At 69.7% G+C, this 23989-nt stretch carries 22 protein-coding genes and 1 tRNA gene; 11 read left to right on the top strand and 12 right to left on the bottom strand.

What is annotated here, in order from left to right; genetic code table 11:
• The first annotated feature begins 1 nt into the window (after position 1).
• From IF78_RS0129200 to IF78_RS0129210, 3 genes are all read left to right on the top strand, one after another.
• Positions 2 to 700 (top strand): ABC transporter permease, encoded by a 699-nt coding sequence (locus IF78_RS0129200; RefSeq protein WP_031481341.1) that lies wholly within the window; start codon positions 2 to 4, stop codon positions 698 to 700.
• A 22-nt stretch (positions 701 to 722) separates the two neighbouring features.
• A complete protein-coding gene (locus tag IF78_RS0129205; protein ID WP_031481343.1) occupies positions 723 to 1655 on the top strand; it encodes an ABC transporter substrate-binding protein in 933 nt (310 codons plus the stop codon).
• Between the two features lie 71 nt (positions 1656 to 1726).
• Positions 1727 to 2167 (top strand): hypothetical protein, encoded by a 441-nt coding sequence (locus IF78_RS0129210; RefSeq protein WP_078662636.1) that lies wholly within the window; start codon positions 1727 to 1729, stop codon positions 2165 to 2167.
• Positions 2168 to 2191: 24 nt separating this feature from the next.
• Here IF78_RS0129210 and IF78_RS0129215 read toward each other — a convergent pair whose 3' ends face one another.
• A complete protein-coding gene (locus tag IF78_RS0129215) occupies positions 2192 to 2953 on the bottom strand; it encodes an SDR family oxidoreductase (RefSeq protein WP_031481347.1) in 762 nt (253 codons plus the stop codon).
• Positions 2954 to 3086: 133 nt separating this feature from the next.
• Here IF78_RS0129215 and IF78_RS0129220 point away from each other — a divergent pair, with 133 nt between their 5' ends.
• On the top strand, positions 3087 to 3917 hold the full coding sequence (locus tag IF78_RS0129220; RefSeq protein WP_031481349.1) for a helix-turn-helix transcriptional regulator: 831 nt from the start codon (positions 3087 to 3089) through the stop codon (positions 3915 to 3917).
• A 360-nt stretch (positions 3918 to 4277) separates the two neighbouring features.
• On the opposite strand, the gene IF78_RS0129225 is transcribed toward IF78_RS0129220, so the two are convergent.
• On the bottom strand, positions 4278 to 5666 hold the full coding sequence (locus IF78_RS0129225) for a cystathionine beta-synthase (protein WP_031481351.1): 1389 nt from the start codon (positions 5664 to 5666) through the stop codon (positions 4278 to 4280).
• A gap of 166 nt (positions 5667 to 5832) precedes the next feature.
• Between IF78_RS0129225 and IF78_RS0129230 the strand changes: the two genes are divergently transcribed.
• The 3 genes from IF78_RS0129230 to IF78_RS0129240 all read left to right on the top strand — a co-directional run bounded on the left by IF78_RS0129230 (position 5833) and on the right by IF78_RS0129240 (position 9356).
• On the top strand, positions 5833 to 6858 hold the full coding sequence (locus IF78_RS0129230) for an SGNH/GDSL hydrolase family protein (protein ID WP_031481353.1): 1026 nt from the start codon (positions 5833 to 5835) through the stop codon (positions 6856 to 6858).
• A gap of 184 nt (positions 6859 to 7042) precedes the next feature.
• Positions 7043 to 8263 (top strand): acetyl-CoA C-acetyltransferase, encoded by a 1221-nt coding sequence (locus IF78_RS0129235; RefSeq protein ID WP_031481355.1) that lies wholly within the window; start codon positions 7043 to 7045, stop codon positions 8261 to 8263.
• Positions 8264 to 8558: 295 nt separating this feature from the next.
• Complete coding sequence (locus tag IF78_RS0129240; RefSeq protein WP_031481357.1) at positions 8559 to 9356, top strand: hypothetical protein; 798 nt, start codon at positions 8559 to 8561, stop codon at positions 9354 to 9356.
• Between the two features lie 113 nt (positions 9357 to 9469).
• Here IF78_RS0129240 and IF78_RS0129245 read toward each other — a convergent pair whose 3' ends face one another.
• Positions 9470 to 9781, bottom strand: a complete 312-nt coding sequence (locus IF78_RS0129245; protein WP_078662640.1) for a hypothetical protein — start codon at positions 9779 to 9781, stop codon at positions 9470 to 9472.
• 94 nt (positions 9782 to 9875) lie between these two features.
• Here IF78_RS0129245 and IF78_RS0129250 point away from each other — a divergent pair, with 94 nt between their 5' ends.
• Complete coding sequence (locus IF78_RS0129250) at positions 9876 to 10106, top strand: DUF4287 domain-containing protein (RefSeq protein WP_031481361.1); 231 nt, start codon at positions 9876 to 9878, stop codon at positions 10104 to 10106.
• 75 nt (positions 10107 to 10181) lie between these two features.
• Here the strand turns inward: IF78_RS0129250 and IF78_RS0129255 are convergent, their stop codons facing one another.
• The 3 genes from IF78_RS0129255 to IF78_RS0129265 all read right to left on the bottom strand — a co-directional run bounded on the left by IF78_RS0129255 (position 10182) and on the right by IF78_RS0129265 (position 12698).
• Positions 10182 to 11078 (bottom strand): Bax inhibitor-1/YccA family protein, encoded by an 897-nt coding sequence (locus IF78_RS0129255; protein WP_031481363.1) that lies wholly within the window; start codon positions 11076 to 11078, stop codon positions 10182 to 10184.
• Between the two features lie 214 nt (positions 11079 to 11292).
• A complete protein-coding gene (locus tag IF78_RS0129260; RefSeq protein ID WP_031481365.1) occupies positions 11293 to 12468 on the bottom strand; it encodes a 4-hydroxybenzoate 3-monooxygenase in 1176 nt (391 codons plus the stop codon).
• Positions 12469 to 12614: 146 nt separating this feature from the next.
• Positions 12615 to 12698, bottom strand: a tRNA-Leu gene (locus tag IF78_RS0129265).
• Positions 12699 to 13091: 393 nt separating this feature from the next.
• Between IF78_RS0129265 and IF78_RS0129270 the strand changes: the two genes are divergently transcribed.
• Complete coding sequence (locus IF78_RS0129270; RefSeq protein ID WP_031481367.1) at positions 13092 to 13862, top strand: ABC transporter ATP-binding protein; 771 nt, start codon at positions 13092 to 13094, stop codon at positions 13860 to 13862.
• The gene (locus IF78_RS0129275) at positions 13862 to 16396 is read left to right on the top strand and encodes an ABC transporter permease (protein WP_031481369.1); all 2535 of its coding nucleotides are present in this window, start codon (positions 13862 to 13864) and stop codon (positions 16394 to 16396) included. Before IF78_RS0129270 ends, IF78_RS0129275 begins: the two co-directional genes overlap by 1 nt.
• A 72-nt stretch (positions 16397 to 16468) precedes the next feature.
• Here IF78_RS0129275 and IF78_RS0129280 read toward each other — a convergent pair whose 3' ends face one another.
• Positions 16469 to 17782 carry a class I SAM-dependent methyltransferase gene (locus tag IF78_RS0129280; protein WP_031481371.1) on the bottom strand — a complete coding sequence of 438 codons (1314 nt, stop codon included), beginning with the start codon at positions 17780 to 17782 and terminating at the stop codon, positions 16469 to 16471.
• A gap of 250 nt (positions 17783 to 18032) precedes the next feature.
• On the bottom strand, positions 18033 to 19418 hold the full coding sequence (locus IF78_RS0129285) for an NAD(P)/FAD-dependent oxidoreductase (RefSeq protein ID WP_031481373.1): 1386 nt from the start codon (positions 19416 to 19418) through the stop codon (positions 18033 to 18035).
• A 547-nt stretch (positions 19419 to 19965) separates the two neighbouring features.
• Between IF78_RS0129285 and IF78_RS0129290 the strand changes: the two genes are divergently transcribed.
• Positions 19966 to 20190, top strand: coding sequence for a hypothetical protein (locus IF78_RS0129290; RefSeq protein ID WP_031481375.1), 225 nt, complete (start codon positions 19966 to 19968; stop codon positions 20188 to 20190).
• 108 nt (positions 20191 to 20298) lie between these two features.
• Here the strand turns inward: IF78_RS0129290 and IF78_RS0129295 are convergent, their stop codons facing one another.
• The 4 genes from IF78_RS0129295 to eno all read right to left on the bottom strand — a co-directional run bounded on the left by IF78_RS0129295 (position 20299) and on the right by eno (position 23680).
• On the bottom strand, positions 20299 to 21249 hold the full coding sequence (locus IF78_RS0129295; protein ID WP_031481377.1) for a Ppx/GppA phosphatase family protein: 951 nt from the start codon (positions 21247 to 21249) through the stop codon (positions 20299 to 20301).
• The gene (locus tag IF78_RS0129300) at positions 21246 to 21785 is read right to left on the bottom strand and encodes a DUF501 domain-containing protein (protein WP_031481379.1); all 540 of its coding nucleotides are present in this window, start codon (positions 21783 to 21785) and stop codon (positions 21246 to 21248) included. The genes IF78_RS0129295 and IF78_RS0129300 overlap by 4 nt, the downstream gene beginning before the upstream one ends.
• 35 nt (positions 21786 to 21820) lie before the next feature.
• A complete protein-coding gene (locus IF78_RS0129305; RefSeq protein ID WP_031481381.1) occupies positions 21821 to 22297 on the bottom strand; it encodes an FtsB family cell division protein in 477 nt (158 codons plus the stop codon).
• A gap of 102 nt (positions 22298 to 22399) precedes the next feature.
• Positions 22400 to 23680, bottom strand: a complete 1281-nt coding sequence (gene eno, locus IF78_RS0129310) for a phosphopyruvate hydratase (RefSeq protein WP_031481383.1) — start codon at positions 23678 to 23680, stop codon at positions 22400 to 22402.
• Positions 23681 to 23989 lie beyond the last annotated feature (309 nt).

A 23989-nucleotide genomic window follows, 5' to 3' on the forward strand; every position in this document is an offset into this window, starting at 1 on the left:
CATGTACGAACTCTTCAAGAACCTCGGCGACTGGCTGGTCAGCGGCGAGCAGTGGTCCGGCCCGGACGGCATCGGCCATCGCCTGGCCGAACACCTCCAGTACTCCCTCCTCGCCACGCTCATCGCGGCCGCGATCGGCCTCCCCCTCGGCCTGCTGATCGGCCACACCGGCAAGGGCGCCTTCCTCGCGATCAACCTCGCGTCCTTCGGCCGCGCACTGCCGACCGTCGGCCTGGTCGTGCTGGTCTTCCTGGCCGGCGGCCTGTCCATGCTCCCGGTCTACGTCGCCCTGGTCGCCCTCGCGGTCCCGGCGATCGTCACCAACACCTACGCGGGGATGACGGCCGTGGACCCGGACGTGAAGGACGCGGCACGCGGGCAGGGCATGCGCGGCCACCAGGTCCTGTTCCAGGTGGAACTCCCCCTCGCGCTCCCCCTGGTCATGACGGGCCTGCGTCTGGCCCTGATCCAGGTCGTGGCCACGGCGACCATCGCCGCGTACGTCTCCTTCGGCGGCCTGGGCCGCTACGTCTTCGACGGCCTCGCCCAGCGCGACCTCGTGCAGGTGCTCGGCGGCGCGGTGCTGGTCGCCGTGGTCGCCGTAGCCCTGGATCTGCTGCTCTCCGGCCTCCAACGCTTCCTCTTCCTCCCCCACTCTCGGCTTCGCTCGAGCGGGGGGACCCCCACCCGCACCGCCTAGGGACCTCTCCATGAACCTTCCGATGAACCGACGCACGCTCCTCGGCGGCCTCTTCGCAGCGGCCTCCGTCCCCGCCCTCGCCGCCTGCTCCAGCGGCATCACCTCGCTCGAAGGCCAGGGCACGACCTCCGGTGGCGGTGGCTCCAGCAAGGACGGCATCACCATCGGCACCGCCAACTTCACCGAGAACCAGGTGCTCGGGTACCTGTACGCCGCCGTGCTGGAAGCGGCCGGGGTGAAGGTGACCGTCCGCCCCAACCTCGGCACCCGCGAGATCCTCATCCCCGCCCTGAAGGGCGGCGACATCGACCTGCTCCCCGAGTACCAGGGCGCCCTGCTGCACTACGTCGCCCCCAAGGCGACGGCGACGGAGGAGGGCGAGATGCAGAACGCCCTGACCATGGCGCTCCCCAGCGGCCTGCAGGTGCTGGCGTACGGCATGGCCGAGGACTCGGACGCCTTCGTCGTCACCCGGCGGACGGCCGAGAAGTACGGTCTGGTCTCCCTCGCCGACCTGAAGAAGCGGAACGGCGAGCTGGTCATCGGCGCGGCGCCCGAGGTGAAGAAGCGGGAGGTCGGGGTGGTGGGCCTGAAGGAGGTCTACGGCGTGGAGTTCAAGGAGTTCAAGTCGCTGGACTCCTCCGGTCCGCTGGTCAAGGGCGCCCTGAAGAAGGGCGATGTGGACGTGGCGAACCTCTTCACCACCGACACCGACATCCAGGCCAACGACTGGGTGGTCCTGACCGACCCCAAGAACCTCATCCCCGGCCAGCACGTCGTCCCGCTCATCGCCGACCGCAAGGCCGACTCCACCGTCCGTAAGGCCCTCGCCGAGCTCGGCAACACCCTGACCACCGCCCAGCTCACCGAGCTGAACCGGCAGGTGGACAAGGACAAGAAGGACCCCGAGGACGTGGCGAACGCGTACGCGAAGGAGCACGGGCTGGTGAAGTGACGGCACACCCCCTGACGAACAGGGGGGCTAACCCCAGTGCGGCCGTCTCACCCGCTGCCTACCGTGGGCGTATGACCGGAATGGAAGCGCGGGACACCGAGCTCAAGAAGGAACTCAACGCCACCCTGCAGGCTCGCAGGGAGCTGGGCGACGAGTACGAGTCCGCGCTGGTCGACTCGTTCATGGAGAAGGTCGACCAGCGTATCGACGGGGCTGTCGAGCGCCGGCTGCGACGTCAGCTGGCCGAGCAGCAGATGGTGGTGGCCCGCGGCGCGCGGTCACCGAAGCCGACGGACTCCTTCGGCGAGCGCTTCGGCTTCGGCATCGTCTCGCTGGTCATGGCCATCCCGCTGTCCGGCATCGGCGGCGGCGTGGCCGGTCTCTCCGGTCTGCTGGTCACCTGGGTCGGCATCGTCGGCGTGAACGTCGTCCAGGCGGTGCGCACCAACCCCGGCCTGTTCCGGGGCTGGCGCCGCAAGGCCGCCAAGGGCGACGACAAGTGGGAGGACTGAGCCTCCCCCTGCCGGTCGTGCCGCTCACGCCTGCCGGGTCGGCATCGCCATGATCTGCCGCAGGTTCACATGCCGGGGCCGGCTCGTCGCGTACGCCACCACGTCGGCGAGTTCCTGCGCCGACAGCGCGCCGATCGCCTGAAGCATGCCCTCGACCTGCTCCGACAGCTCGGTGTTGTCGTTGTGCAGCCGCAGCTCGCTCTCCACGAACCCCGGCTCGATGTTGGTGACCCGTACGTCACGTGGCCCGAACTCGGTGCGCAGGCACTGGGAAAGATAGGTGACCGCGGCCTTGGTCGCGCCGTACACCGCGTAGTTGGGGAAGGTGAGGTGCGCGGCGACCGACGAAATGTTCACCAGGTCGGCGGTACGGCCGTCAGCGGCCGCAGCCACCAGATCGCCGGTGAACGCCCGGACGACGCGCAGTACCCCGGTCACATTGGTGTCGATCATCCGCTGCCACTCGTCGATCCGCCCGGCGTCGACGGGGTTGCCCAGCATGACACCGGCGTTGTTGACGACGAGGTCGACGGCCCCGTACACGTCGTGGATCCGCTCCACGGCGGCCGTCACGGACGCGTCGTCGGTGACGTCGGCGACGACGGCCAGCGCCGCACCCCCTCCCGCCGTGATCTTCGCGGCGAGCTCGTCCAGCCGCTGCCCGCGCCGCGCCAGCAACGCGACCCGCGCTCCCCGCTCCGCGAGCAGCACGGCGATGGCCTCGCCGATCCCGCTCGCCGCGCCGGTCACGACGGCGGTACGGCCGGTCAGGTTCTCGTACGACATGGGAACTCCTCCAGGTAAGGGCCGGCGAACACCACCCACCCTCGGCCGCCGTGCCCGCCCTGCCCAGGGGTGCGTTGTTCCTGTGTCTGGCAGTACCAGGCTCACGGCCCGCCGCGCGTCTACCCTCGAACCCATGGACGGGGACCTGGGAGACTTCCTGCGCTCGCGCCGCGGCCGGATCCAGCCGGAGGAGGTGGGGCTGCCCTCTTACGGGCGGCGTCGCGTTCCGGGGCTGCGCCGGGAGGAGGTGGCGCAGCTGGCCGGGGTGAGCGTCGACTACTACGTCCGCCTCGAACAGGGCCGGGGCCAGCGCGTCTCCGACGCCGTCCTGGACGCCATCGCCCGGGTCCTGCGGCTGGACGAGACAGAGCACGCCTATCTGCGGACGGTGGCCCGGCCCCGTCGCGGCGGGGACGCGCACCGGCCGGAAGCGGCTCGCGTCCGCTCCGGCGTCCAGGCGCTGCTGGACAGCATGGACCGCACACCGGCCTTCGTCATCGGCCCCCGCATGGACGTCCTCGCGTGGAACTCCCTCGCCGACGCGGTGAGCGGCTACAGCCGTACGGCCCCCGCCGACCGCAACATCCCCCGGCATGTCTTCCTCGACCCCGCGGCCCACGACCTCTACCCGGACTGGCCCGCGATCGCCGCCCAGGCGGTCGCCCACCTGCGCCTGAAGGCCGGTCACCGCCCTGACGACGCCGAGTTGTGCACACTCGTCGACGAACTGTCCGTGCGGAGCGAGGACTTCCGCCGCCTGTGGACGGACCACCAGGTCAAAGCCTGTATGTCCGGGATGAAACGCATCCGCCACCCACTGGCGGGCCTGCTGACCCTCCCGTTCGAGACCCTGACCATCCCGACGGAGCCGGACCAGACGATGGTGGTCTACACGCCGCAGCCGGGCTCGGCCACGGCTGAGAGGCTGACGCTGCTGGGGAGTTGGGCCAAGACCGAGGTGTAGTTTCCGCCGCCTCGACCCACCGCCGGCCAAAAAGCTGTGCGCGGGGACCGCCGCACCCCCGTTGCCGGGGGGCGGGACGACGGCGGTCCCCGCGAGGGACGCGGGCCGGGTCAGGGCCGGGCTTGCGCGTCCGTGGCGTCCATGGAGGTCCGGGAGCCGCTCCGGAGGTCCTTGGCGCCGTTCGGCGCCGGCTCGGGCGGGGAGCCGCTCCCGCCCTGCCGACACCCACTAATGTGCCGGACCCGTGTTAAGCGGGTGCTGCGCGGACGTGACGCGCTCGTACCAGTTCCGCGACGGCCCGAGCAGCCCCGGTCACCGCAAGTTCGCCGCGGACACGGGCCGTTCACCGCAGGTTTGCCCCTACTTCCCGCCCTTGGCGAGGAAGGCCAGCAGGTCCTGCCGGCTGACCACACCGGTCGGCTTGCCCTCGACGAGCACGATGGCCGCGTCCGCCGTGCCCAGCACCGACATCAGGTCACCGACCGGCTCACCGGAGCCGACCTGCGGCAGCGGCGCCGACATGTGCTTCTCCAGCGGGTCGTCGAGCGAGGCCCGCTTGGTGAACAGAGCGTCGAGCAGCTCCCGTTCGACGACGGACCCGACGACCTCGGCCGCCATCACGTCCGGGTGGCCGGCGCCCGGCTTCACGATCGGCATCTGCGAGACGCCGTACTCGCGCAGCACCTCGATGGCCTGACCGACCGTCTCGTCCGGGTGCATGTGGACGAGGGAGGGGATGGCGCCGTGCTCCTTGTCGTTGAGGACGTCGCCGACGCGCGCGTTCGGGCCCTCGTCCTCGAGGAAGCCGTAGTCGGCCATCCACTCGTCGTTGAAGATCTTGCTGAGGTAGCCACGCCCGCTGTCGGGCAGCAGCACGACCACGACGTCGTCCGGCCCGAGCCGCTCGGCGACCCGCAGCGCGGCCACGACGGCCATGCCGCAGGAACCGCCGACCAGCAGCCCCTCCTCGCGGGCCAGGCGGCGGGTCATCTGGAAGGAGTCCTTGTCGGACACGGCGACGATCTCGTCGGCGACGGTGCGGTCGTACGCCGTCGGCCAGAAGTCCTCACCGACGCCCTCGACGAGATACGGCCGCCCGGAACCGCCCGAGTACACCGAGCCCTCCGGGTCGGCGCCGATGACCTGCACCTTGCCGTCGCTGACGTCCTTCAGGTAGCGGCCGGTGCCCGAGATGGTGCCGCCGGTGCCGACGCCCGCCACGAAGTGGGTGATCCTCCCGTCCGTCTGCTCCCACAGCTCGGGGCCGGTGGAGTGGTAGTGGGAGAGCGGGTTGTTGGGGTTGGAGTACTGGTCGGGCTTCCAGGCGCCCGGCGTCTCGCGCACGAGCCGGTCGGAGACGTTGTAGTAGGAGTCCGGGTGCTCGGGATCGACGGCGGTGGGGCACACGACCACCTCGGCCCCGTACGCCCGCAGCACATTGATCTTGTCCGTGCTCACCTTGTCGGGGCACACGAAGATGCACTTGTACCCCTTCTGCTGGGCCACGATGGCGAGTCCGACGCCGGTGTTGCCGCTGGTCGGCTCGACGATGGTGCCGCCGGGCTTGAGCGCGCCGCTCTCCTCCGCCGCCTCGATCATGCGCAGCGCGATGCGGTCCTTCACGGAGCCGCCCGGGTTGAAGTACTCGACCTTGGCCAGGACGGTCGCCCGGATGCCCTTGGTCACGTTGTTGAGCCTCACCAGCGGGGTGTTGCCGACGAGGCTGATCATCGAATCGTGGAAATGCACCGTTGTCTCCGGATGCTGCAAAAAGGGTGGTCGTAGTGGTTCCGCCAGCGTAGGCCCTGTCGCCTGCACGGGGCTGGTCAAGGTCGTTCACGCGCCGTTGGGATTGGGCCACGGTCCGTGCGGGGCAAGCAGTGGATGTACGGCTATGAGGAGGTGGCGGCGACGCATGACGAGCATGTCGAGGGCGCGAGTGGCCCGGCGGATCGCGGCCGGCGCCGCGTACGGCGGAGGCGGGATCGGCCTGGTCGGCGCGGCGGCCGTCGGTCTGCTCCTCGCCGAGGTGCGGCTGGCCAGGCGCCACGTGGGCAACGGCACGAACAACCATGTCCCGAACGCCGACGGCCGGTACGGCCACACCTACGACACCGCCGGCGAACCGCCGCTGCGCCTGACGCTGCTGGGTGACTCGACGGCCGCGGGCCAGGGCGTGCACCGGGCGGGGCAGACGCCGGGGGCGCTGCTGGCGTCCGGGCTGGCGGCGGTGGCGGAACGGCCGGTGGTGCTCCGTAACGTCGCCCTGCCGGGAGCCCGTTCGGACGACCTGGACCGCCAGGTGGCCCTGGTGCTCGCCGATCCCGCGCTGGTGCCCGACGTCTGCGTGATCATGATCGGCGCGAACGACGTCACCAACCGCATGCCGCCGACGCGTTCGGTACGGCACCTGTCCGCGGCGGTACGGCGGCTGCGCACGGCCGGCGCGGAGGTGGTGGTCGGCACCTGCCCCGACCTCGGCACGATCGAACCGGTCCAGCAACCGCTGCGCTGGCTGGCCCGACGCGCCTCCCGCCAGCTGGCGGCCGCCCAGACGATCGGCGTCGTCGAACAGGGCGGCCGCACCGTGTCGCTGGGCGATCTGCTGGGCCCGGAGTTCGCGGCGAACCCGCGCGAGCTCTTCGGCCCCGACAACTACCACCCCTCGGCGGAGGGCTACGCCACGGCGGCGATGGCCGTCCTGCCGACGGTCTGCGCGACCCTCGGCCTGTGGCCGGCGGAGGAGGAGCGCCCCGACGTCACCCGCCGCGAGGGCTTCCTGCCGGTCGCCCGAGCCGCGGCGGAGGCCGCCTCGGAGGCAGGCACAGAGGTCACGGCAGCGATGCCGACGGGACCGAAGGGGCCCTGGGCACTGCTCAAGCGCCGGCGCCGTCGGCGCGTCCCGGAACCGGACCATGCCCCGGTGACGCCGTCGTCCTGACCACGGCGAGGAAAGCAAGCGCTTAGAAAATTGCGGTCAGGGTCACACGGCAACAGCCGTGACCTCACCCGTACGTACGGGTAACTTCCCAGAAAGCCCTGCCCGACCCCCGGTACGCCCACCCGTCGCCCGACCGCCACCCCTCAACGAGGCGCTACGCGCCGAACCTTTCAATGGAGCCGTGATGCCCGAAGCCGTGATCGTCTCGACCGCCCGCTCGCCCATCGGCCGCGCCTTCAAGGGCTCCCTGAAAGACCTGCGCCCGGACGACCTCACCGCCACGATCATCCAGGCCGCCCTCGCCAAGGTCCCCGAGCTGGACCCGCGCGACATCGACGACCTGATGCTCGGCTGCGGCCTCCCCGGCGGTGAGCAGGGCAACAACCTCGGCCGTATCGTCGCCGTGCAGATGGGCATGGACCACCTCCCCGGCTGCACCATCACCCGGTACTGCAGCTCCTCCCTGCAGACCTCCCGCATGGCCCTGCACGCCATCAAGGCCGGCGAGGGCGACGTCTTCATCTCGGCCGGCGTGGAGATGGTCTCCCGCTTCACCAAGGGCAACTCCGACAGCCTCCCGGACACGCACAACCCGCTGTTCGCCGAGGCCGAGGCCCGCACGGCCGCCGTGGCCGAGCAGGAGGGCACCACCTGGCACGACCCGCGCGAGGACGGCCTGCTCCCGGACGCCTACATCGCGATGGGCCAGACCGCCGAGAACCTCGCCCGCTGGAAGGGCATCACCCGCGAGGACATGGACGAGTTCGGCGTCCGCTCGCAGAACCTCGCCGAGGAAGCCATCAAGAACGGCTTCTGGGAGCGCGAGATCACCCCGGTGACCCTCCCCGACGGCACGGTCATCAGCAAGGACGACGGCCCCCGCGCCGGGGTCACCCTGGAGGGCGTCCAGGGCCTCAAGCCGGTCTTCCGCCCGGACGGGCTCGTCACCGCCGCCAACTGCTGCCCCCTCAACGACGGCGCCGCCGCGGTCGTCATCATGTCCGACACCAAGGCCCGCGAGCTCGGCCTCACCCCGCTCGCCCGCATCGTCTCCACCGGCGTCTCCGGCCTGTCCCCCGAGATCATGGGCCTCGGCCCGGTGGAAGCCTCCCAGCAGGCCCTGCGCCGCGCCGGCCTGACCATCGACGACATCGACCTGGTCGAGATCAACGAGGCGTTCGCCGCCCAGGTGATCCCCTCCTACCGCGACCTGGGCATCGACCTCGACAAGCTGAACGTCAACGGCGGCGCCATCGCCGTCGGCCACCCCTTCGGCATGACCGGCGCCCGCATCACCGGCACGCTCATCAACTCCCTCCAGTTCCACGACAAGCAGTTCGGCCTGGAGACGATGTGCGTCGGCGGCGGCCAGGGCATGGCGATGGTCATCGAGCGCCTCAGCTGAAGCCGCTCGACGAAAGCCCCTGAGTAGTCAACTCACGACCCAGCGTGAGCCTTCGGCCCAGAACCCGGGAAACTCCAAGGTTCTGGGCCGTTTTGTGATCCAATCTCCCCCAGGATGTGACCTATCTCCCTCGCCGGAGGGATTTACGCAGCTCAGAGCCCTACAGCACTAAACCCCAGGCCCAAAGTCCTGTCCGTTTCGTGACGTTACGCACTGACAGCTGGATAGTCCGCCCTTCAAGCTGATGTAGGAAGTCGGGGGTCGACTTTGAACCGGGAGTACGTCAGTGAGCGCCATGCCGATCGCCTTGCTGCTCACCACGGCCGCCACCGGCGCCGTGGGCGTCGCCGTCCTGCGCACCCTCATGGTGCTGCGCCGGCAGGTCGCGGCCCTGCACACCGAGCTGGCACAGAACAACCTGGCACAGCGCGGCGAGGCCACCGCCCGCGGTCTCGTCCCGCAGGCCCGCCTCTCCGCCGACGCCGATGAGATACGCGCGGCGGTCGCCGAGGCCCTCGCGGAGGAACGCGAGCGGGAGCTCGCCGAGGCGCGCGCCTTCTGGGCCGCCCAGGAGGCCCGTGACGCCTCCGACGCGCCCACGCTGCTGGGCCTGTCCGACAGCGAGCTGTTCCTGCCCCGCCAGACCGATTTCGCGGGCCTGGAGCACCTGGAGCCGGTGACCGAGCCGACCGCCGACGCCGAAGAGTTCGCCGGCGACTCCCCCGAACTGGCCGCGGCCCGCCGCCGCCACCCCTCCCACCCGGACTTCGTCCCGGTCCAGTCGCCGACCGTGAACGACCACGAGCGCACGGTGGCCACCCTCGAGGAACTGGCCGAGTCCGCCACCGAACTGACCGACGTCCGCCCGGGCCCCCTCGGCACCCTCGACGTCTACGTCTTCGCCGACGGCACGACGCTGTGCATGACCCCGGGCCACCGCGAAACGGCGGAGCGCCTGGCGGCAGCCCTGCGCGCGGGTGAGACCCCGGTACTGCTGGGCGGTTCCGGAATCTCGGGCGCGTACACGCTGACGTTCGCGTGCGGCGAGGAGAACGTGTACATCCTGGCGGACCGGGTCATAGCGTCCCTCTAGCCTGACGGCGCAGGGGCACTGCAACGCCGCCAGGGGCGCGGGGCTGTGTCGATATGCGGCTCCGCCGCTTGGGCGCGACAAGCCCCCACAAACCCGCGGTCGCCGACGAACCCTCAGACCCCCGCCCTCTTCTGCGCCTCCTCAACCAACCGAACCGCCTCGGAGACCTGGTCGTCGTTCTCCAGAACCACCGCCAAGTCATGCACAGCAACGGTGATCTGATCGGCCGCAGCGAACATCCCGGCGTCAGGCATCTCCCGAGGCTCCACCCCCGGCGCCTCCAGCACCTGCGCCCACCGAGCCAATTCCCTGGCCAAGCGCAGAGCCTCCGTCGCCGCCCCTCTTTGCAGCCGACTCTGCGGAGCGGCACGCAACCGGTCGGCGAAGTGATCCACGGCTCTGGTCAGACGCGTCGTATCAACCACGCCGTGAGCGTACGCGACTGTTGCCAACGGGCGAACGCTCAGGCACGGTGACCTGAAGGACCGGCTTACATCCCCTTTGCGTCCGGAGGCGCCGATGTCCCACGTCCTCTCCGAGGAGACCCACCGCAACATGCTCGCCCGTATCCCCCACTGCACCGGTCGTGAAGTCGCCGACTGGCTCCGCACCGTAGAAGAAGGCCCGGCCCTCGTCCGCTTCGAGGAGAAGGTCAGCTGGCTTCGCCACGAATACGACCTCGCGTACGGCCACGCGAAGGCGATCGTCCACGAGTACGACCTGAGGAGGGCGGCGCGCAAATTCCTCTAGGCGCGCGCAGACGACGAAGGGCCCCGGGAACGACCCGGGGCCCTTCGCTTACGACTGTGCTACGACCGTCGGAGATCAGTCACTGCTGTTGAGGATCGAGATGAGCCTCAGGAACTCCATGTAGATCCACACCAGCGTCATCGTGAGGCCGAAGGCCGCGAGCCAGGCCTCCTCGCGCGGCGCGCCGTAGGCGATGCCGTCCTCGACCTGCTTGAAGTCCAGGGCGAGGAAGCAGGCGCCGAGCAGGATGCCGACGATGCCGAAGACGATGCCGAGCGGGCCGCTGCGGAAGCCGAGGCCGTCACCGCCGCCGAAGACGGCGAACAGCAGGTTGACCGCCATCAGCAGGATGAAGCCGAGCGCGGCCGCCATCACGAAGCCGTAGAACCGGCGGTTGACGCGGATCCAGCCCGCCTTGTACGCCACCAGCACGGCGGCGAAGACCGCCATCGTGCCGAGCACCGCCTGCATGGCCGCACCGCTGGCGATGTGCGTGTCGACGACGCTGGAGACGACGCCGAGGAAGACGCCCTCGAGCGCGGCGTAGGACAGGATCAGCGCGGGCGAGGCCTGGCGCTTGAAGGACTGCACGAGCGCCAGCACCATGCCGACCAGACCGGCGCCGATGGCGATGCCGTAGGACCGGTTGATGTTCTCGGCGTCGACCGGCAGCAGGAACCACGCGAGCGCGGCCGTGACGATCAGGGTGCCGAGGGTGGTGCCGGTGCGCAGGATGACGTCGTCCATCGTCATCCGGCCGGTGGTGGCCGGGGCCTGCGGCGGCGCGCCGTGCTGGAGGTCCTGCTGGGCGTACGGGTTCTGCGCGTACGGGTTGCCGGCCTGCGGCTGGGCGTACGGGTTGCCCTGCGTGCCGACAGCGGCGCCCCCGGCCTGCGGCTGGGCGTTGAAGCCCGCGTAGCCGTTGTCGCGGCTGAACCCCCGTCGCGAGAAGACCGGGTTGCTGCTCCTCATTTCACTCCTCCATGGCCACCGTGCGTGGCCTTGGCTCAAGAGTAATAGGTAGGCAAAGGATTGACCCTAGTGCTTGGGGAGGATCTTTCCCTCGTCGTGCTGGGCAACACGCTACGCGGCCGGGTGATTCCCGGCCACGGAGGGGCACCTTCATGACGAAGCTGGTACGCGGCCGGAACCGATCGGAGATCACTCCGACGGTCCGCCCGTGCGATCACCCGAACGGGAACCCGGTGTAGCCCTCGGCGAGGTCCGTCTCGGCCGCCCTCGATCCCGCGATCCGCTCCAGACGGGCCAGCTGGAGCCGGTCCTCGAAGGGCGTGGCGTCGGGTGCGCGGTGCAGCAGCGTCGTCATGTCGTACGAGAACCGCTCGGCCTGCCAGACCCGGCGCAGACAGGTCTCGGAGTAGGCATCGAGCAGCTCCGCCGAACCGGTCTCCTTCTTGTGCGTCAGCGCCCGCGCGAAGGTGACGACGTCGCCGACGGCCAGGTTCAGCCCCTTCGCGCCCGTCGGCGGCACGATGTGCGCCGCGTCGCCGGCCAGGAAGAGACGGCCGTACCGCATGGGTTCGTGGACGTAGGACCGCATGGGCGTGACGGACTTCTGGGTGATGGGGCCGCGCTCCAGCCGCCAGTCGTCGGCGGTCTCGAAGCGGCGCTCCAGCTCCGCCCAGATCTCGTCGTCGCTCCACGCCTCGGCGTCCGTGCCCTCGGGCACCTGGAGGTAGAGGCGGGAGACGGACGGGGAGCGCATGGACAGGAGGGCGAAGCCGCGGTCGTGGCGGGCGTAGACCAGCTCGTCGTGCGAGGGGGCGACGTCGGCGAGGATGCCGAGCCAGCCGAAGGGGTACGTCCGCTCGAACACCCGGGTCAGTTCGGCGGGGATCGCCCCCCGGGACACCCCCCAGAAGCCGTCGCAGCCGACGACGTAGTCGCACGCGAGGACCTCCTCGCGGCCCTCGTGCCGGAAGCGCACGCGCGGGCTGTCGGTGTCCGCGCCCTCCACCGCCAGCGCCTCCGCCTCGAACAGCAGCGGGCCGCCCTCCTTGAGCTGGAGGGCGATGAGGTCCTTGCAGACCTCGGTCTGGGCGTAGACCATCACGGACCGGCCGCCGGTGAGGGCGGGGAAGTCGACGCGGTGGCGTTTGCGGTCGTACCGCAGCTCTATGCCGTCGTGGCTCAGTCCCTCGCGGTCCATCCGTTCCCCGGCGCCGGCCGCGCGCAGCACGTCCACCGTGCCCTGCTCCAGGATCCCGGCGCGCTGGCGGTGCTCGACGTAGGCGCGGTCGCGGCTCTCCAGGAGGACCGAGTCGATGCCGGCGTTGTGGAGCAGCCGGGCGAGGAGGAGGCCTGCCGGGCCCGCTCCGATGATGCCGACGGTGGTGCGCATCGGTCGCTTCCCTTCTTGTTCGTAGCGTGAAGTTTTATTCACCAACTCTCGATGTGAGTCTCCGGCCGTACTCGTCCGCTGTCAATGGTTGTGCGATGAACTGTTGAAGCGCGGTCAACTCTTGAAGGGAGGGAGAGAGTCGGAAGTGCCCAGAGCCGGACTTGAACCGGCACGCCCGCGAAGGGGCAGCGAGGTTTAAGCTCGCCGTGTCTGCATTCCACCATCTGGGCAGGCCATGGGCTCCGCATTGAGGTTCCGAGCCTATCTGGATACATCCCCCGAACAGCGGACGGGCGGACCGATGTTGTCTTATTTTATTGACGTCTGAGGGTGCATCAGCCCACGGAACGCGCCGTCCGCACTTGCCAATAGCCTTGCGTGCGACGGTTGACGGCGCATACGGAATGACGGAATTTCACCGTCCAAACGAGGACGCTCCACCTGTTCCCAACACGAACACGTGTCAGGGTCCTGCGTCATCCTCAGGTATGACACAGCGGTCTCCGGTCCATCCGCAGTCTGCCTTCGGAACCGGAACAGCGACTGACTACACGGCGGTCCGCGGCCAGGACGATGGACGAGTCCCATCGAACACATCGTCGTCCCTCAGGAGCGTTCCTCTCGTGACCACCGCATCCATCGCCGGCCGGACCACCACCGTGGCCGCGCGTGCCACGGATCTGTCGAAGATCTACGGACAGGGCGAGACCCAGGTGGTCGCCCTGGACCGGGTCTCCGTCGAGTTCCGGCAGGCCGAGTTCACCGCGATCATGGGCCCCTCGGGCTCCGGCAAGTCCACGCTGATGCACTGCGTCGCCGGTCTGGACACCTTCTCCTCCGGTTCGGTGCGCATCGGCGACACCGAACTCGGCTCCCTGAAGGACAAGCAGCTGACCAAGCTGCGCCGCGACAAGATCGGCTTCATCTTCCAGGCGTTCAACCTGCTGCCGACGTTGACGGCCCTGGAGAACATCACCCTCCCGATGGACATCGCGGGGCGCAAGGCTGACAAGCAGTGGCTGGATTCGGTCATCCGGATGGTGGGCCTGGCCGATCGCCTCAGCCACCGCCCCGCGCAGCTCTCCGGCGGCCAGCAGCAGCGCGTCGCGGTCGCCCGCGCGCTGGCCTCCAAGCCCGAGATCATCTTCGGCGACGAGCCCACCGGCAACCTCGACTCGCGCTCGGGCGCCGAGGTGCTGGGTTTCCTGCGCAACTCCGTACGGGAGTTGGGGCAGACGGTGGTGATGGTGACCCACGACCCGGTCGCCGCGGCGTACGCGGACCGCGTGGTGTTCCTCGCGGACGGCCGGATCGTCGACGAGATGTACCGCCCGACGGCCGACAACGTCCTCGACTTCATGAAGCAGTTCGACGCGAAGGGCCGCACCAGCTGATGTTCCGCACCGCCCTGCGCAACGTACTCGCGCACAAGGCCCGGCTGTTGATGACCGTGCTCGCCGTGATGCTCGGCGTCGCCTTCGTCTCCGGCACCCTGGTCTTCTCCGACACCCTCTCCAACGCCTTCCGCAACGAGTCGGCGAAGAGCTACGACAACGTCGCCGTCGCCGTCACCTCCTACGCCAACCCCGACGACCCCAAGGAAGAGCCCGGCCTCTCCCAGAAGACCCTCGACAAGATCTCCGCGGTCGACGGCGTCGCCGCCACGTACGGCCGCGTCGACGGCTTCGCCGGGGTCGCCGACCCCGACGGCAAGCTGATCGGCGTCGGCTGGTCCAACAAGGGCTCCAACTTCGCTCCCGGCAAGGACGGCAAGGACAGCGCCTACACCTTCACCGACGGCTCGGGCCCGGTGAAGGACGATCAGATCGCCCTGGACAAGGACTCCGCGGCCAAGGGCGAGTACCAGGTCGGCGACCGGGTCCGGGTCGCCACGAACGGGCCGGTGAAGGAGTACACCCTCAGCGGTGTGTTCACCACCGAGGACGGCGCCGTGAACGCCGGCGGCAGCCTCGTCCTCTTCGACACCGCGGTCGCCCAGAAGCAGTACCTCAAGCCGGGCTACTTCGAGAGCGCCACCGTCACCGCCGCATCCGGCGCCGACGACGCGAAGATCCTGGACGCGGTCAAGCCGATGCTGCCGGACACCGCGGAGGCCAAGACCGGCAAGGCTCTCGCGGACGAGCAGGCCGAGGAGATCGAACGGGGTATGGGCAACCTCAAGCAGGTCCTGCTCGGCTTCGCGGGCATCGCGCTGTTCGTCGGGATCTTCCTGATCTCCAACACCTTCACGATGCTGGTCGCCCAGCGCACGAAGGAGATCGCCCTGATGCGCGCCGTCGGTGCGTCGCGCAAGCAGATCACCCGCTCGGTGCTCGCCGAGGCCGCGGTGGTGGGCCTGGTCGCCTCGGTGATCGGCTTCGTCCTCGGCATCGGCCTCGCGGTCGGACTGCGGTCCGGGATGGCCGCGTTCGAGATGAAGATCCCGGGCGGCCCGCTGATCATTTCCGCCACGCCCGTGCTCGCCGCGATCGGCGTCGGCGTGCTGATCACGATGCTGGCCGCCTGGCTGCCCGGCCGCCGGGCCGCGAAGATCCCGCCGGTGGCGGCCATGAACAGCGTCCACGCGGCTGCCACCACCAAGTCGCTGGTGGTGCGCAACTCCATCGGCGCGGCCATCACCGGCCTGGGCGCGGCCGCGATCGTGGCGGGTGCCTCGACCGGCGGCGGCGACGGCCGTATGTACATCGGGGCGGGCGCGTTCTTCGCGCTGGTCGGTGTGATCATCCTGATCCCGCTGCTGTCCCGGCCCGTGATCGCGCTCGTCCGTCCGCTGCTCGTCGGCCCGTTCGGGGTGGCCGGCAAGCTGGCCGGCCAGAACGCGGTCCGCAATCCGCGCCGTACCGGAGCCACCGCCTCGGCGCTGGCGATCGGACTGACGCTGGTGACCGGCCTGTCCGTGCTCGGCATCACGGTCGGCACCGCCATCGACAAGATGACCACGGACAACATCAAGGCCGACTACATGGTCTCGATGGCGAATGGCGGGGACCTCGACCAGTCCGCCCTGACGGCGCTGGAGAAGGCCAAGGGCGTGTCCGCGGTCTCGCCGCAGCAGAGCGTCTACTTCGAGCTCGGGAACGACGACTTCGTGTCGGCTTCGGCGGTCACGCCGGGCGACATCGAGCGGGTCCTCAACGTCGACGTCGTCAGCGGCAGCATCGACACGCTCGCCAAGGGCCAGATCGCGGTCGCCGAGAAGACGGCCAAGAGCAAGGGCTGGAAGCCCGGCGACACCGTGCCCGTCACCTTCAACGACGACAAGAAGGGCACGCTGACGGTCGGCGCCGTCTACAAGGACAGCGAGTTCCTCTCCCCCGTCCTCGTCGACACCAAGGTCGTGAACCCGCACGAGGTCAAGCCGTCCATCCCGCAGATCTTCGTGAAGACGGACGGCGGCCAGAGCGCGGCGAACGAGCAGGTCCTCATCGACGCGCTGGGCGACAACCCCGCGATCAAGGTCATGGACAAGCAGGACATCCGCAACGAGTTCGGCGGCGCCATCAACACCATGCTGAACATCATGTACGGCCTGCTGGCGATGGCCCTGATCATCGCGGTGCTGGGCGTCGTCAACACCCTCGCGATGTCGGTCTTCGAACGGCAGCAGGAGATCGGCATGCTGCGGGCGATCGGTCTCGACCGGCGCCGGGTGAAGCGGATGGTCCGGCTGGAGGCCGTGGTCATCTCGGTGTTCGGCGCGGTGGTCGGCATCGGCCTCGGCTCGTTCCTCGGCTGGGCGATCGGCGAGACCATCGCGGAGCAGATCCCGGGCTACGCGCTGGTCCTGCCCTGGGACCGGATCGGCATCTTCCTGGTGCTGGCCGGACTGGTGGGCGTCCTGGCCGCGATGTGGCCGGCCCGCAACGCCGCGCGGCTGAACATGCTGAACGCGATCAAGGCCGAGTGACCACGCCCTGACACCCGAAGGGCCGGGCTTCCCCATGACGGGGGAGCCCGGCCCTTCCGCTCGCGCCCCGGATCAACGGCCCTCGGACTCGGTCCACTCGCGGGCCCGCAGTGGCATCCCGGAAGCGCCCCCGTCCGGCGTCTTCACCGCCAGCACCTGGTTGACCCCGATGCGGTTGCGTTCGAAGGCGAGCGCGCATGCGGCCATGTACAGCCGCCAGACGCGGGCGCGGCCGGGGCTGGTGAGCTCGACGGCCCTGGCCCAGTCGGCCTCCAGGTTGGCGACCCAGCGGCGCAGGGTGAGGGCGTAGTGCTCGCGGATCGACTCCACGTCGCGCACCTCGAAGCCGGCGCGTTCGAGCTGGGTGACGGTGGTGCCGATGGGCTGGAGCTCGCCGTCGGGAAAGACGTAGGCGTCGATGAACTCGTCGACCTGGTACGACGATTCGTCCCGCTGTGGCCGCCGCCCGATCTGGTGGTTCAGCAGCCGCCCACCGGGCTTCAGGAGCCGGTACAGCACATCGCAGTACTCCAGGTACCGCTCGGCGCCGACGTGTTCGGCCATGCCGATGGACGAGATGGCGTCGTACGGCCCGTCGGTGACGTCCCGGTAGTCCTGCACCCGGATCTCGACCTTGTCGGTGAGCCCCTCGTCGGCGACGCGCTTGCGGGCATACGTCGCCTGCTCCTGGGAGAGGGTGACGCCGACGACGCTCACGCCGTACTCGCGGGCCGCGTGCACGGCCATCGAGCCCCAGCCGCAGCCGACGTCGAGCAGCCGCAGGCCGGGCTTCAGACCGAGCTTGCGGCAGATGAGGTCGAGCTTGTCGCGCTGGGCGGCTTCGAGGGTGCCGTCCGGGGGCGGGGCCGGCCAGTAGGCGCAGGAGTACACCATGGACGGGCCGAGGACGATCCCGTAGAAGTCGTTGCCGACGTCGTAGTGGTGGCTGATGGCGCGTTTGTCGGTGCGCTTGGTGTGCAGGTGGGCGCGGTTGCGGCGGACCTCCTCGGGAGGCGGCGCGGGCGGCAGCGGAAGCCCGCCGATTCTGACGAGCCCGCGAACGGCGGCGCGCACCTCGGGATCCCGAAGCGCCTCGGCCACGCTCCGGGCATCCTCGCCCCGCTCCCACACGAGCCCCGCGAGATGATCGAGGGCGGCGTACAGATCCCCCTCGATGTCGAGGTCCCCGGCGACCCAGGCCCGCGCGAGCCCCAACTCACCCGGTTTCCACAGCAGTCGGCGCACGGCGCGCCGGTTCCGTACGACAAGGGTCGGCGCCCCCGGCGGCCCCGCCTGCGAACCGTCCCAGGCGCGGATGCCCACCGGGAGCGGTGCTCCCAGCAACTGTTCGAGAAGGCCCTTCAGCCGCACCGCGGCATCTGCCATGGCGCACACCTCCGTGAGGGGGGAGATCCCGGAATGTCCAACACCACGTAAACACCTGCGGGGCGCCAAAACAGTCCCCCGAGCGCGTGTTTTAGCCCGTCCGGCGTTTGAGGACAAGGCCCTTCGGGCCGAAGGGGGGTCCGGGGGCGCAGCCCCCGGGGACAGCAACCCCCATGCCGGAGAACGCCGAAGGACCTCCCGCACCACGGATGGCGGGAGGTCCTTCGGTTGGTTCAGTGACCGAAGCCGGTCAGGAGGCCTTGGCCTCGCTCTTCTCCGGCTTCGCTGCCGCAGGCGCCGGCATGGGCTTCGCGGCCTCGTAGAACTCCTCGCGCGGGTGCTCCATCGCGCCGAGGGAGACCACCTCGCGCTTGAGGAACATGCCGAGGGTCCAGTCGGCGAAGACGCGGACCTTGCGGTTCCAGGTCGGCATCGCGAGGCCGTGGTAGCCGCGGTGCATGTACCAGGCGAGACGGCCCTTGAGCTTGATCTTCATCTTGCCCATGACGATCATCGCGACGCCCTTGTGCAGGCCGAGCCCGGCCACCGCACCCTTGTTGGCGTGCTCGTAGTCCTTCTGCGGGAAGCCCCGCATACCGGAGATCACGTTGTCACCGAGGACACGGGCCTGACGCAGCGCGTGCTGGGCGTTCGGCGGGCACCAGGCGTTCTCGTTGCCCGCCTTGCGGCCGACGAGGTCCGGGACCTGGGCGTTGTCGCCGGCGGCCCAGATGTAGTCGGTGCCCTTGACCTGGAGCGTGGTCTCGCAGTCGACGTGGCCACGGGGGCCGAGGGGCAGACCGAAGCGGCCGAGGGCCGGGTTGGGCTTGACGCCGGCCGTCCACACGATCGTGTTGGAGTCGACCTCCAACCCGTTCTTCAACACGACGTGGCCGTCGACGCAGGAGTCCATGGAGGTGGAGAGGTAGACCTCGACCCCGCGGGCCTCCAGGTGCTGCTTGCCGTACTGGCCGAGCTTGGGGCCGACCTCGGGGAGGATCTTGTCGGCGGCGTCGACGAGGATGAACCGCATGTCCTCACGGGACACGCTGGTGTAGTACTTCGCCGCGTCGCGGGCCATGTCCTCGACCTCGCCGATGGTCTCCGCGCCCGCGAAGCCACCGCCGATGAAGACGAAGGTGAGCGCCTTGCGGCGGATCTCCTCGTCGGTCGTGGAGTCGGCCTTGTCCAGCTGCTCGAGGACGTGGTTGCGCAGGCCGATGGCCTCCTCGATGCCCTTCATGCCGATGCCCTGCTCGGCGAGGCCGGGGATCGGGAAGGTGCGGGAGACCGCGCCGAGCGCGATCACCAGGTAGTCGAAGGGCAGCTCGTACGCCTCGCCGACCAGCGGGGCGATCGTGGCGACCTTGCGGTCCTGGTCGATGGTGGTGACCCGGCCGGTGAGGACCTCCGCCTTGGGCAGCACGCGTCGCAGCGGGACGACGACGTGGCGCGGGGAGATGCTGCCGGCGGCGGTTTCGGGAAGGAAGGGCTGGTAGGTCATGTACGACCGGGGGTCGACGACCGTGACGGTCGCCTCGCCGTAGCGCATCTTCTTGAGGATGCGCCGAGCTGCGTACAGGCCTACGTACCCACCGCCTACTACGAGGATCCTGGGACGCTCCGTGGTGCTCATGCCATCGAGTATCCACCCGCCCCAGGGGGGTCGCTCGTGCGCCCCTTCACAAGCTCTTGCAGGCCCTGTGCTACACTCCCCGGCCCGCGTGACCCAGGTCATGGTCGCGATCGGGAACCGGATTGCGATACGACCCGTTGTCAATGCCGCGTGAGCTGCCTCTCTGGCTCGTGAGGCCTCCGGTGAGCGGACCGAAACACCCTCCGGAGCCGACCCCCAGGGCCCTCCTTACACCGCCCATCTGAACATGTTCAAGGGCCTGTTCACCCCTCGGAAGGGTCAACCGGCCCCCATCCTTGCTTCGACAGGGCCGAAATCCTTGTGAAGAACTTCACGAACTTTCTTCGGCGGGCGCCCGCAGGGGGTCGTGAAGGGGTCCGCGAGCGCCCCTCGGAGGCGCTCATACGCTAGCCGACCTGCTCAGCCGTCGGCTACCAGCGAGTAATAAACGAGACCCGAACCACCCGCCGGCAGCGACTTGGATCACCGTTCACCCTTCAGCCACATTCCGCGCGCGAGCGGAGAAAAGTGTGCATAGCGTGCAGCCATGATCACTACACACCAGGCCCTCAAGCGGGCCACCGCGCGAATAGTCTCGGTCGGCGCTGCCCTCGGCATCGCCCTCGCAGCAGGGGCGGCGACGGCCGCGGCCGCTGCCCCTGTCGCCACCAAGGCCACGGTCGTCCAGTCGAGTCCCGCCAAGGGCGGCCACGGTCACGACGGTGGCGACGGCGGCGATTGCGACGGCATCATCATCCTCCTCTGCAACTGACCCACCGCCCAGCACATGGGCTCAGACAACGGCCCCGGTTCCTCTTACGAGGGACCGGGGCCCTTCCGTGTCCAGACGTCCTCCACGTCCTGCACGCGCTACGGCGTCCTACGCCTCCTCCGCGACCTTGAAGGCGATGCCGTCGAGGATGTCGTGCTCGCTCACCACGACCTCCTCGGCGCCGATCCGCTCCATGATCGCGAGCAGTACGAGGGCGCCCGCCCCGATGACGTCGACGCGCCCCGGGTGCATGGACGGTACGGCTGCCCGCTCGGCGTGGGTGGAGTGCAGCAGCCAGTCGGTGATCTCGCGGACCCGGTCGTGGCTGATCCGCGAGTGGTGGATGCGTGTCGAGTCGTACTCGGGCAGGTCCTGGGCGATCGCCGACACCGTGGTGACCGAACCGGCGAGCCCCACCAGGGTCCTGGCCTCGCGCAACGGCACCGTCTCCTCGGCGAGGTCGAGGGCCGCCTCGATGTCGGCCCGCATCGCCGCGATCTGCTCCTCGGAGGGCGGGTCGGAGACGACGCCGTCGTGGACCAGGTGGCGCTCGGTCATCCGCACACAGCCGACGTCCACGGAGCGCGCCGCGCGCACGTGCCCCTCACCGACGACGAACTCGGTCGACCCGCCGCCGATGTCCACGACCAGGTAGGGCCGGTGCACGTCGTCCCGGCCCGTCAGCTCCTTCGTCGCGCCCGTGAAGGAGAACTCGGCCTCCTGGTCGCCGGTGACGACCTCGGGCTCGACGCCCAGGATGTCCAGGACACCGCGCACGAACTCGTCCCGGTTCTCGGCATCCCGGGAGGCGGAGGTGGCGACGAAGCGGAGCCGTTCGGCGCCGTGCTCCTTGATGATCGCCGCGTAGTCACGGCACGCGGCGAAGGTCCGCTCCAGCGCCTCGGGGGCGAGCCGGCCCGTACGGTCGACGCCCTGGCCGAGCCGCACGATGGTCATACGGCGGTCCAGGTCGACGAGTTCGCCGGTGGTGGGGTCCACATCGGCGACCAGGAGCCGGATGGAGTTCGTACCGCAGTCGATGGCGGCGACCCGGGTCACTGGGCGGCCTCCTCGGACTCCTCCGGGAGCGTCACGCACGCTCCCTTGCTCCACCACTCCGGCAGCATCGCGAGCGCCTCGTCGCCCAGCGGATTGACGCCGGGCCCGGCCGCCAGGGAGTGCGCCACCAGCACATGCAGGCACTTCACCCGGTCCGGCATGCCGCCCGCGCTGGGGAAGCCCGTCAGCTCCTCGATCTCGTCGCGGCGCCGGATGTAGTCCTCGTGGGCGGAGCGATACGCGGCGGCGAGCTCCTCGTCGGTCTCCAGGCGCGCCGTCATCTCCTTCATCACGCCGTTCGCCTCCAGCGTGCCGATCGCCGACGACGCCTTCGGGCACGTCAGGTAGTACAGCGTCGGGAAGGGCGTGCCGTCGGGCAGCCGCGGGGCCGTCTCGACCACGTCCGGCTGACCGCAGGGGCACCGGTGCGCGATCGCGCGCAGCCCGCGCGGCGGACGCCCGAGCTGCTGCTTGAAGGCCTCGACGTCCGCGTCGGTGGGCTCGGTGCGCGGGGTGGGCGGCGGGGGCGTATCCATGCCTGTACGAAAGTCTCTCTGAAGTATCTGTCGGTTCACTGGTCGGAGGCGTCGGCCTTGTCGATCCCGTCCCAGATGTTCGAGTACCAGGGGCGGTCGGCCGCGGCCACGTCGGCCCGCGACTGCTTGGCGGCGTCCGGGTCGACCACGATGAAACCGGTCTCCCCCGGCATCACGTAGTGCAGCCGCTCCCGGATCTGCTGTTCGGCGTACGCGTCGTCCTGCCAGCGTGCCTTGGTGTCGCGCAGCTGCTCGACCCGCTGGGCGGCCTCTTCCTTCTGCCGCTCCAGATCGGCGATCTCGGCGCGCTGGGAGACGTACTGCCTTATCGGGTAGGCGAGCGCCACGACCATGGAGCAGACGACCAGCGCGAGCAACGCGGCACGTCCGGTGAGTCTGGAGCGCCGGGCCTGCCGCTTGGTCTGGGAGCGGTAGACGCGGGCCGCCGTCTGCTCGCCGAGCAACCGGATCCTGGTCGCGGTGGAGAACCGGTCCCGGTCCTTCACGGCCATGTTCCCCGCCTCCCGTCTCACACGCGTACGTCCCCGCACACGGTACGGGACCGAGTACGGGGACGTACGTACGCCTGGCTAAGCCTTAACCCAGGAAGGCGCTCAGCCCTTGAAGCGGGGGAAGGCCGAGCGACCGGCGTACACCGCCGCGTCGTCGAGGATCTCCTCGATGCGCAGCAGCTGGTTGTACTTGGCGACGCGCTCGGAGCGGGCCGGGGCGCCGGTCTTGATCTGGCCGCAGTTGGTGGCGACGGCCAGGTCGGCGATCGTGACGTCCTCGGTCTCGCCGGAGCGGTGGGACATCATGCACTTGAAGCCGTTGCGCTGGGCGAGCTCGACGGCGTCCAGGGTCTCGGTGAGGGAGCCGATCTGGTTCACCTTCACCAGCAGGGCGTTGGCCGCGCCCTCCTCGATGCCGCGCGCGAGACGCTCGGGGTTGGTGACGAACAGGTCGTCGCCGACGAGCTGGACCTTGTCACCGAGCTTGTCGGTGATGGTCTTCCAGCCGTCCCAGTCGTCCTCGAACAGCGGGTCCTCGATGGAGACGAGCGGGTACGCGTCGACGAGCTCCGCGTAGTACTCGGTCATCTCGGCGGCGGAGCGCGTCTTGCCCTCGAAGACGTAGGAGCCGTCCTTGTAGAACTCGGACGCGGCGACGTCGAGCGCCAGGGCGATCTGCTCGCCCGGGGTGTAGCCGGCCTCCTTGATGGCCTCGAGGATGAGGTCGAGGGCCTCACGGTTGGAGCCGAGGTTCGGGGCGAAGCCGCCCTCGTCGCCGAGGCCGGTGGCCAGGCCCTTGCTCTTCAGGACCTTCTTGAGGGTGTGGTAGACCTCGGCGCCCCAGCGCAGGGCCTCGGAGAAGGTCTCCGCGCCGATCGGGGCGATCATGAACTCCTGGATGTCCACGTTGGAGTCGGCGTGCGAGCCGCCGTTCAGGATGTTCATCATCGGCACCGGCAGCAGGTGCGCGTTGGGGCCGCCCAGGTAGCGGAAAAGGGGGAGGTCGGAGGCCTCGGAGGCGGCGTGGGCGACGGCGAGCGAGACGCCGAGGATGGCGTTGGCGCCGAGGGAGCCCTTGTTGTCGGTGGCGTCCAGGTCGAACATGGCCTGGTCGATCAGGCGCTGCTCGGTGGCGTCGTAGCCGACGAGCTCCGGGCCGATCTGCTCGATGACGGCGAGGACGGCCTTCTCGACGCCCTTGCCCAGGTAACGGTTGGTGTCGCCGTCGCGGAGCTCGATGGCCTCGAAGGCGCCCGTCGAGGCGCCGGACGGAACGGCGGCACGACCCGTGCTGCCGTCGTCGAGGCCGACCTCGACCTCGACCGTGGGGTTGCCTCGGGAGTCCAGGATTTCCCGGGCTACGACGACGTCGATGGACGGCACGAGCATCTCCTTCTTGGGATGTGACGCGGGTACGCAGACCGCGGTGGGTGCTGCGAGATGAGCCTAACCGGCTCCGGCGGATCGGCCAGCGGTCGACCGCCCCGTGGACGGAACCGAGAGCGAATTGTTTCCGAACGGAACAAAAATGCGGTGCGGAGTCCCGGGATCCTGGGGGAAAAGAAAGCCCCGCCCCGGTGCGTACGGGGGAAGACGCACCGGAGCGGGGAGCCCGTGGGGACGGGGGTGGCCCTCACGAGGCCTTCACTATGAGGTCCACGGATGTGAGGGCGCTGTGGTTCAGCTGCCGAC

It is taken from the genome of Streptomyces bicolor, from assembly GCF_000719285.1.
Taxonomy (GTDB): domain Bacteria; phylum Actinomycetota; class Actinomycetes; order Streptomycetales; family Streptomycetaceae; genus Streptomyces; species Streptomyces bicolor.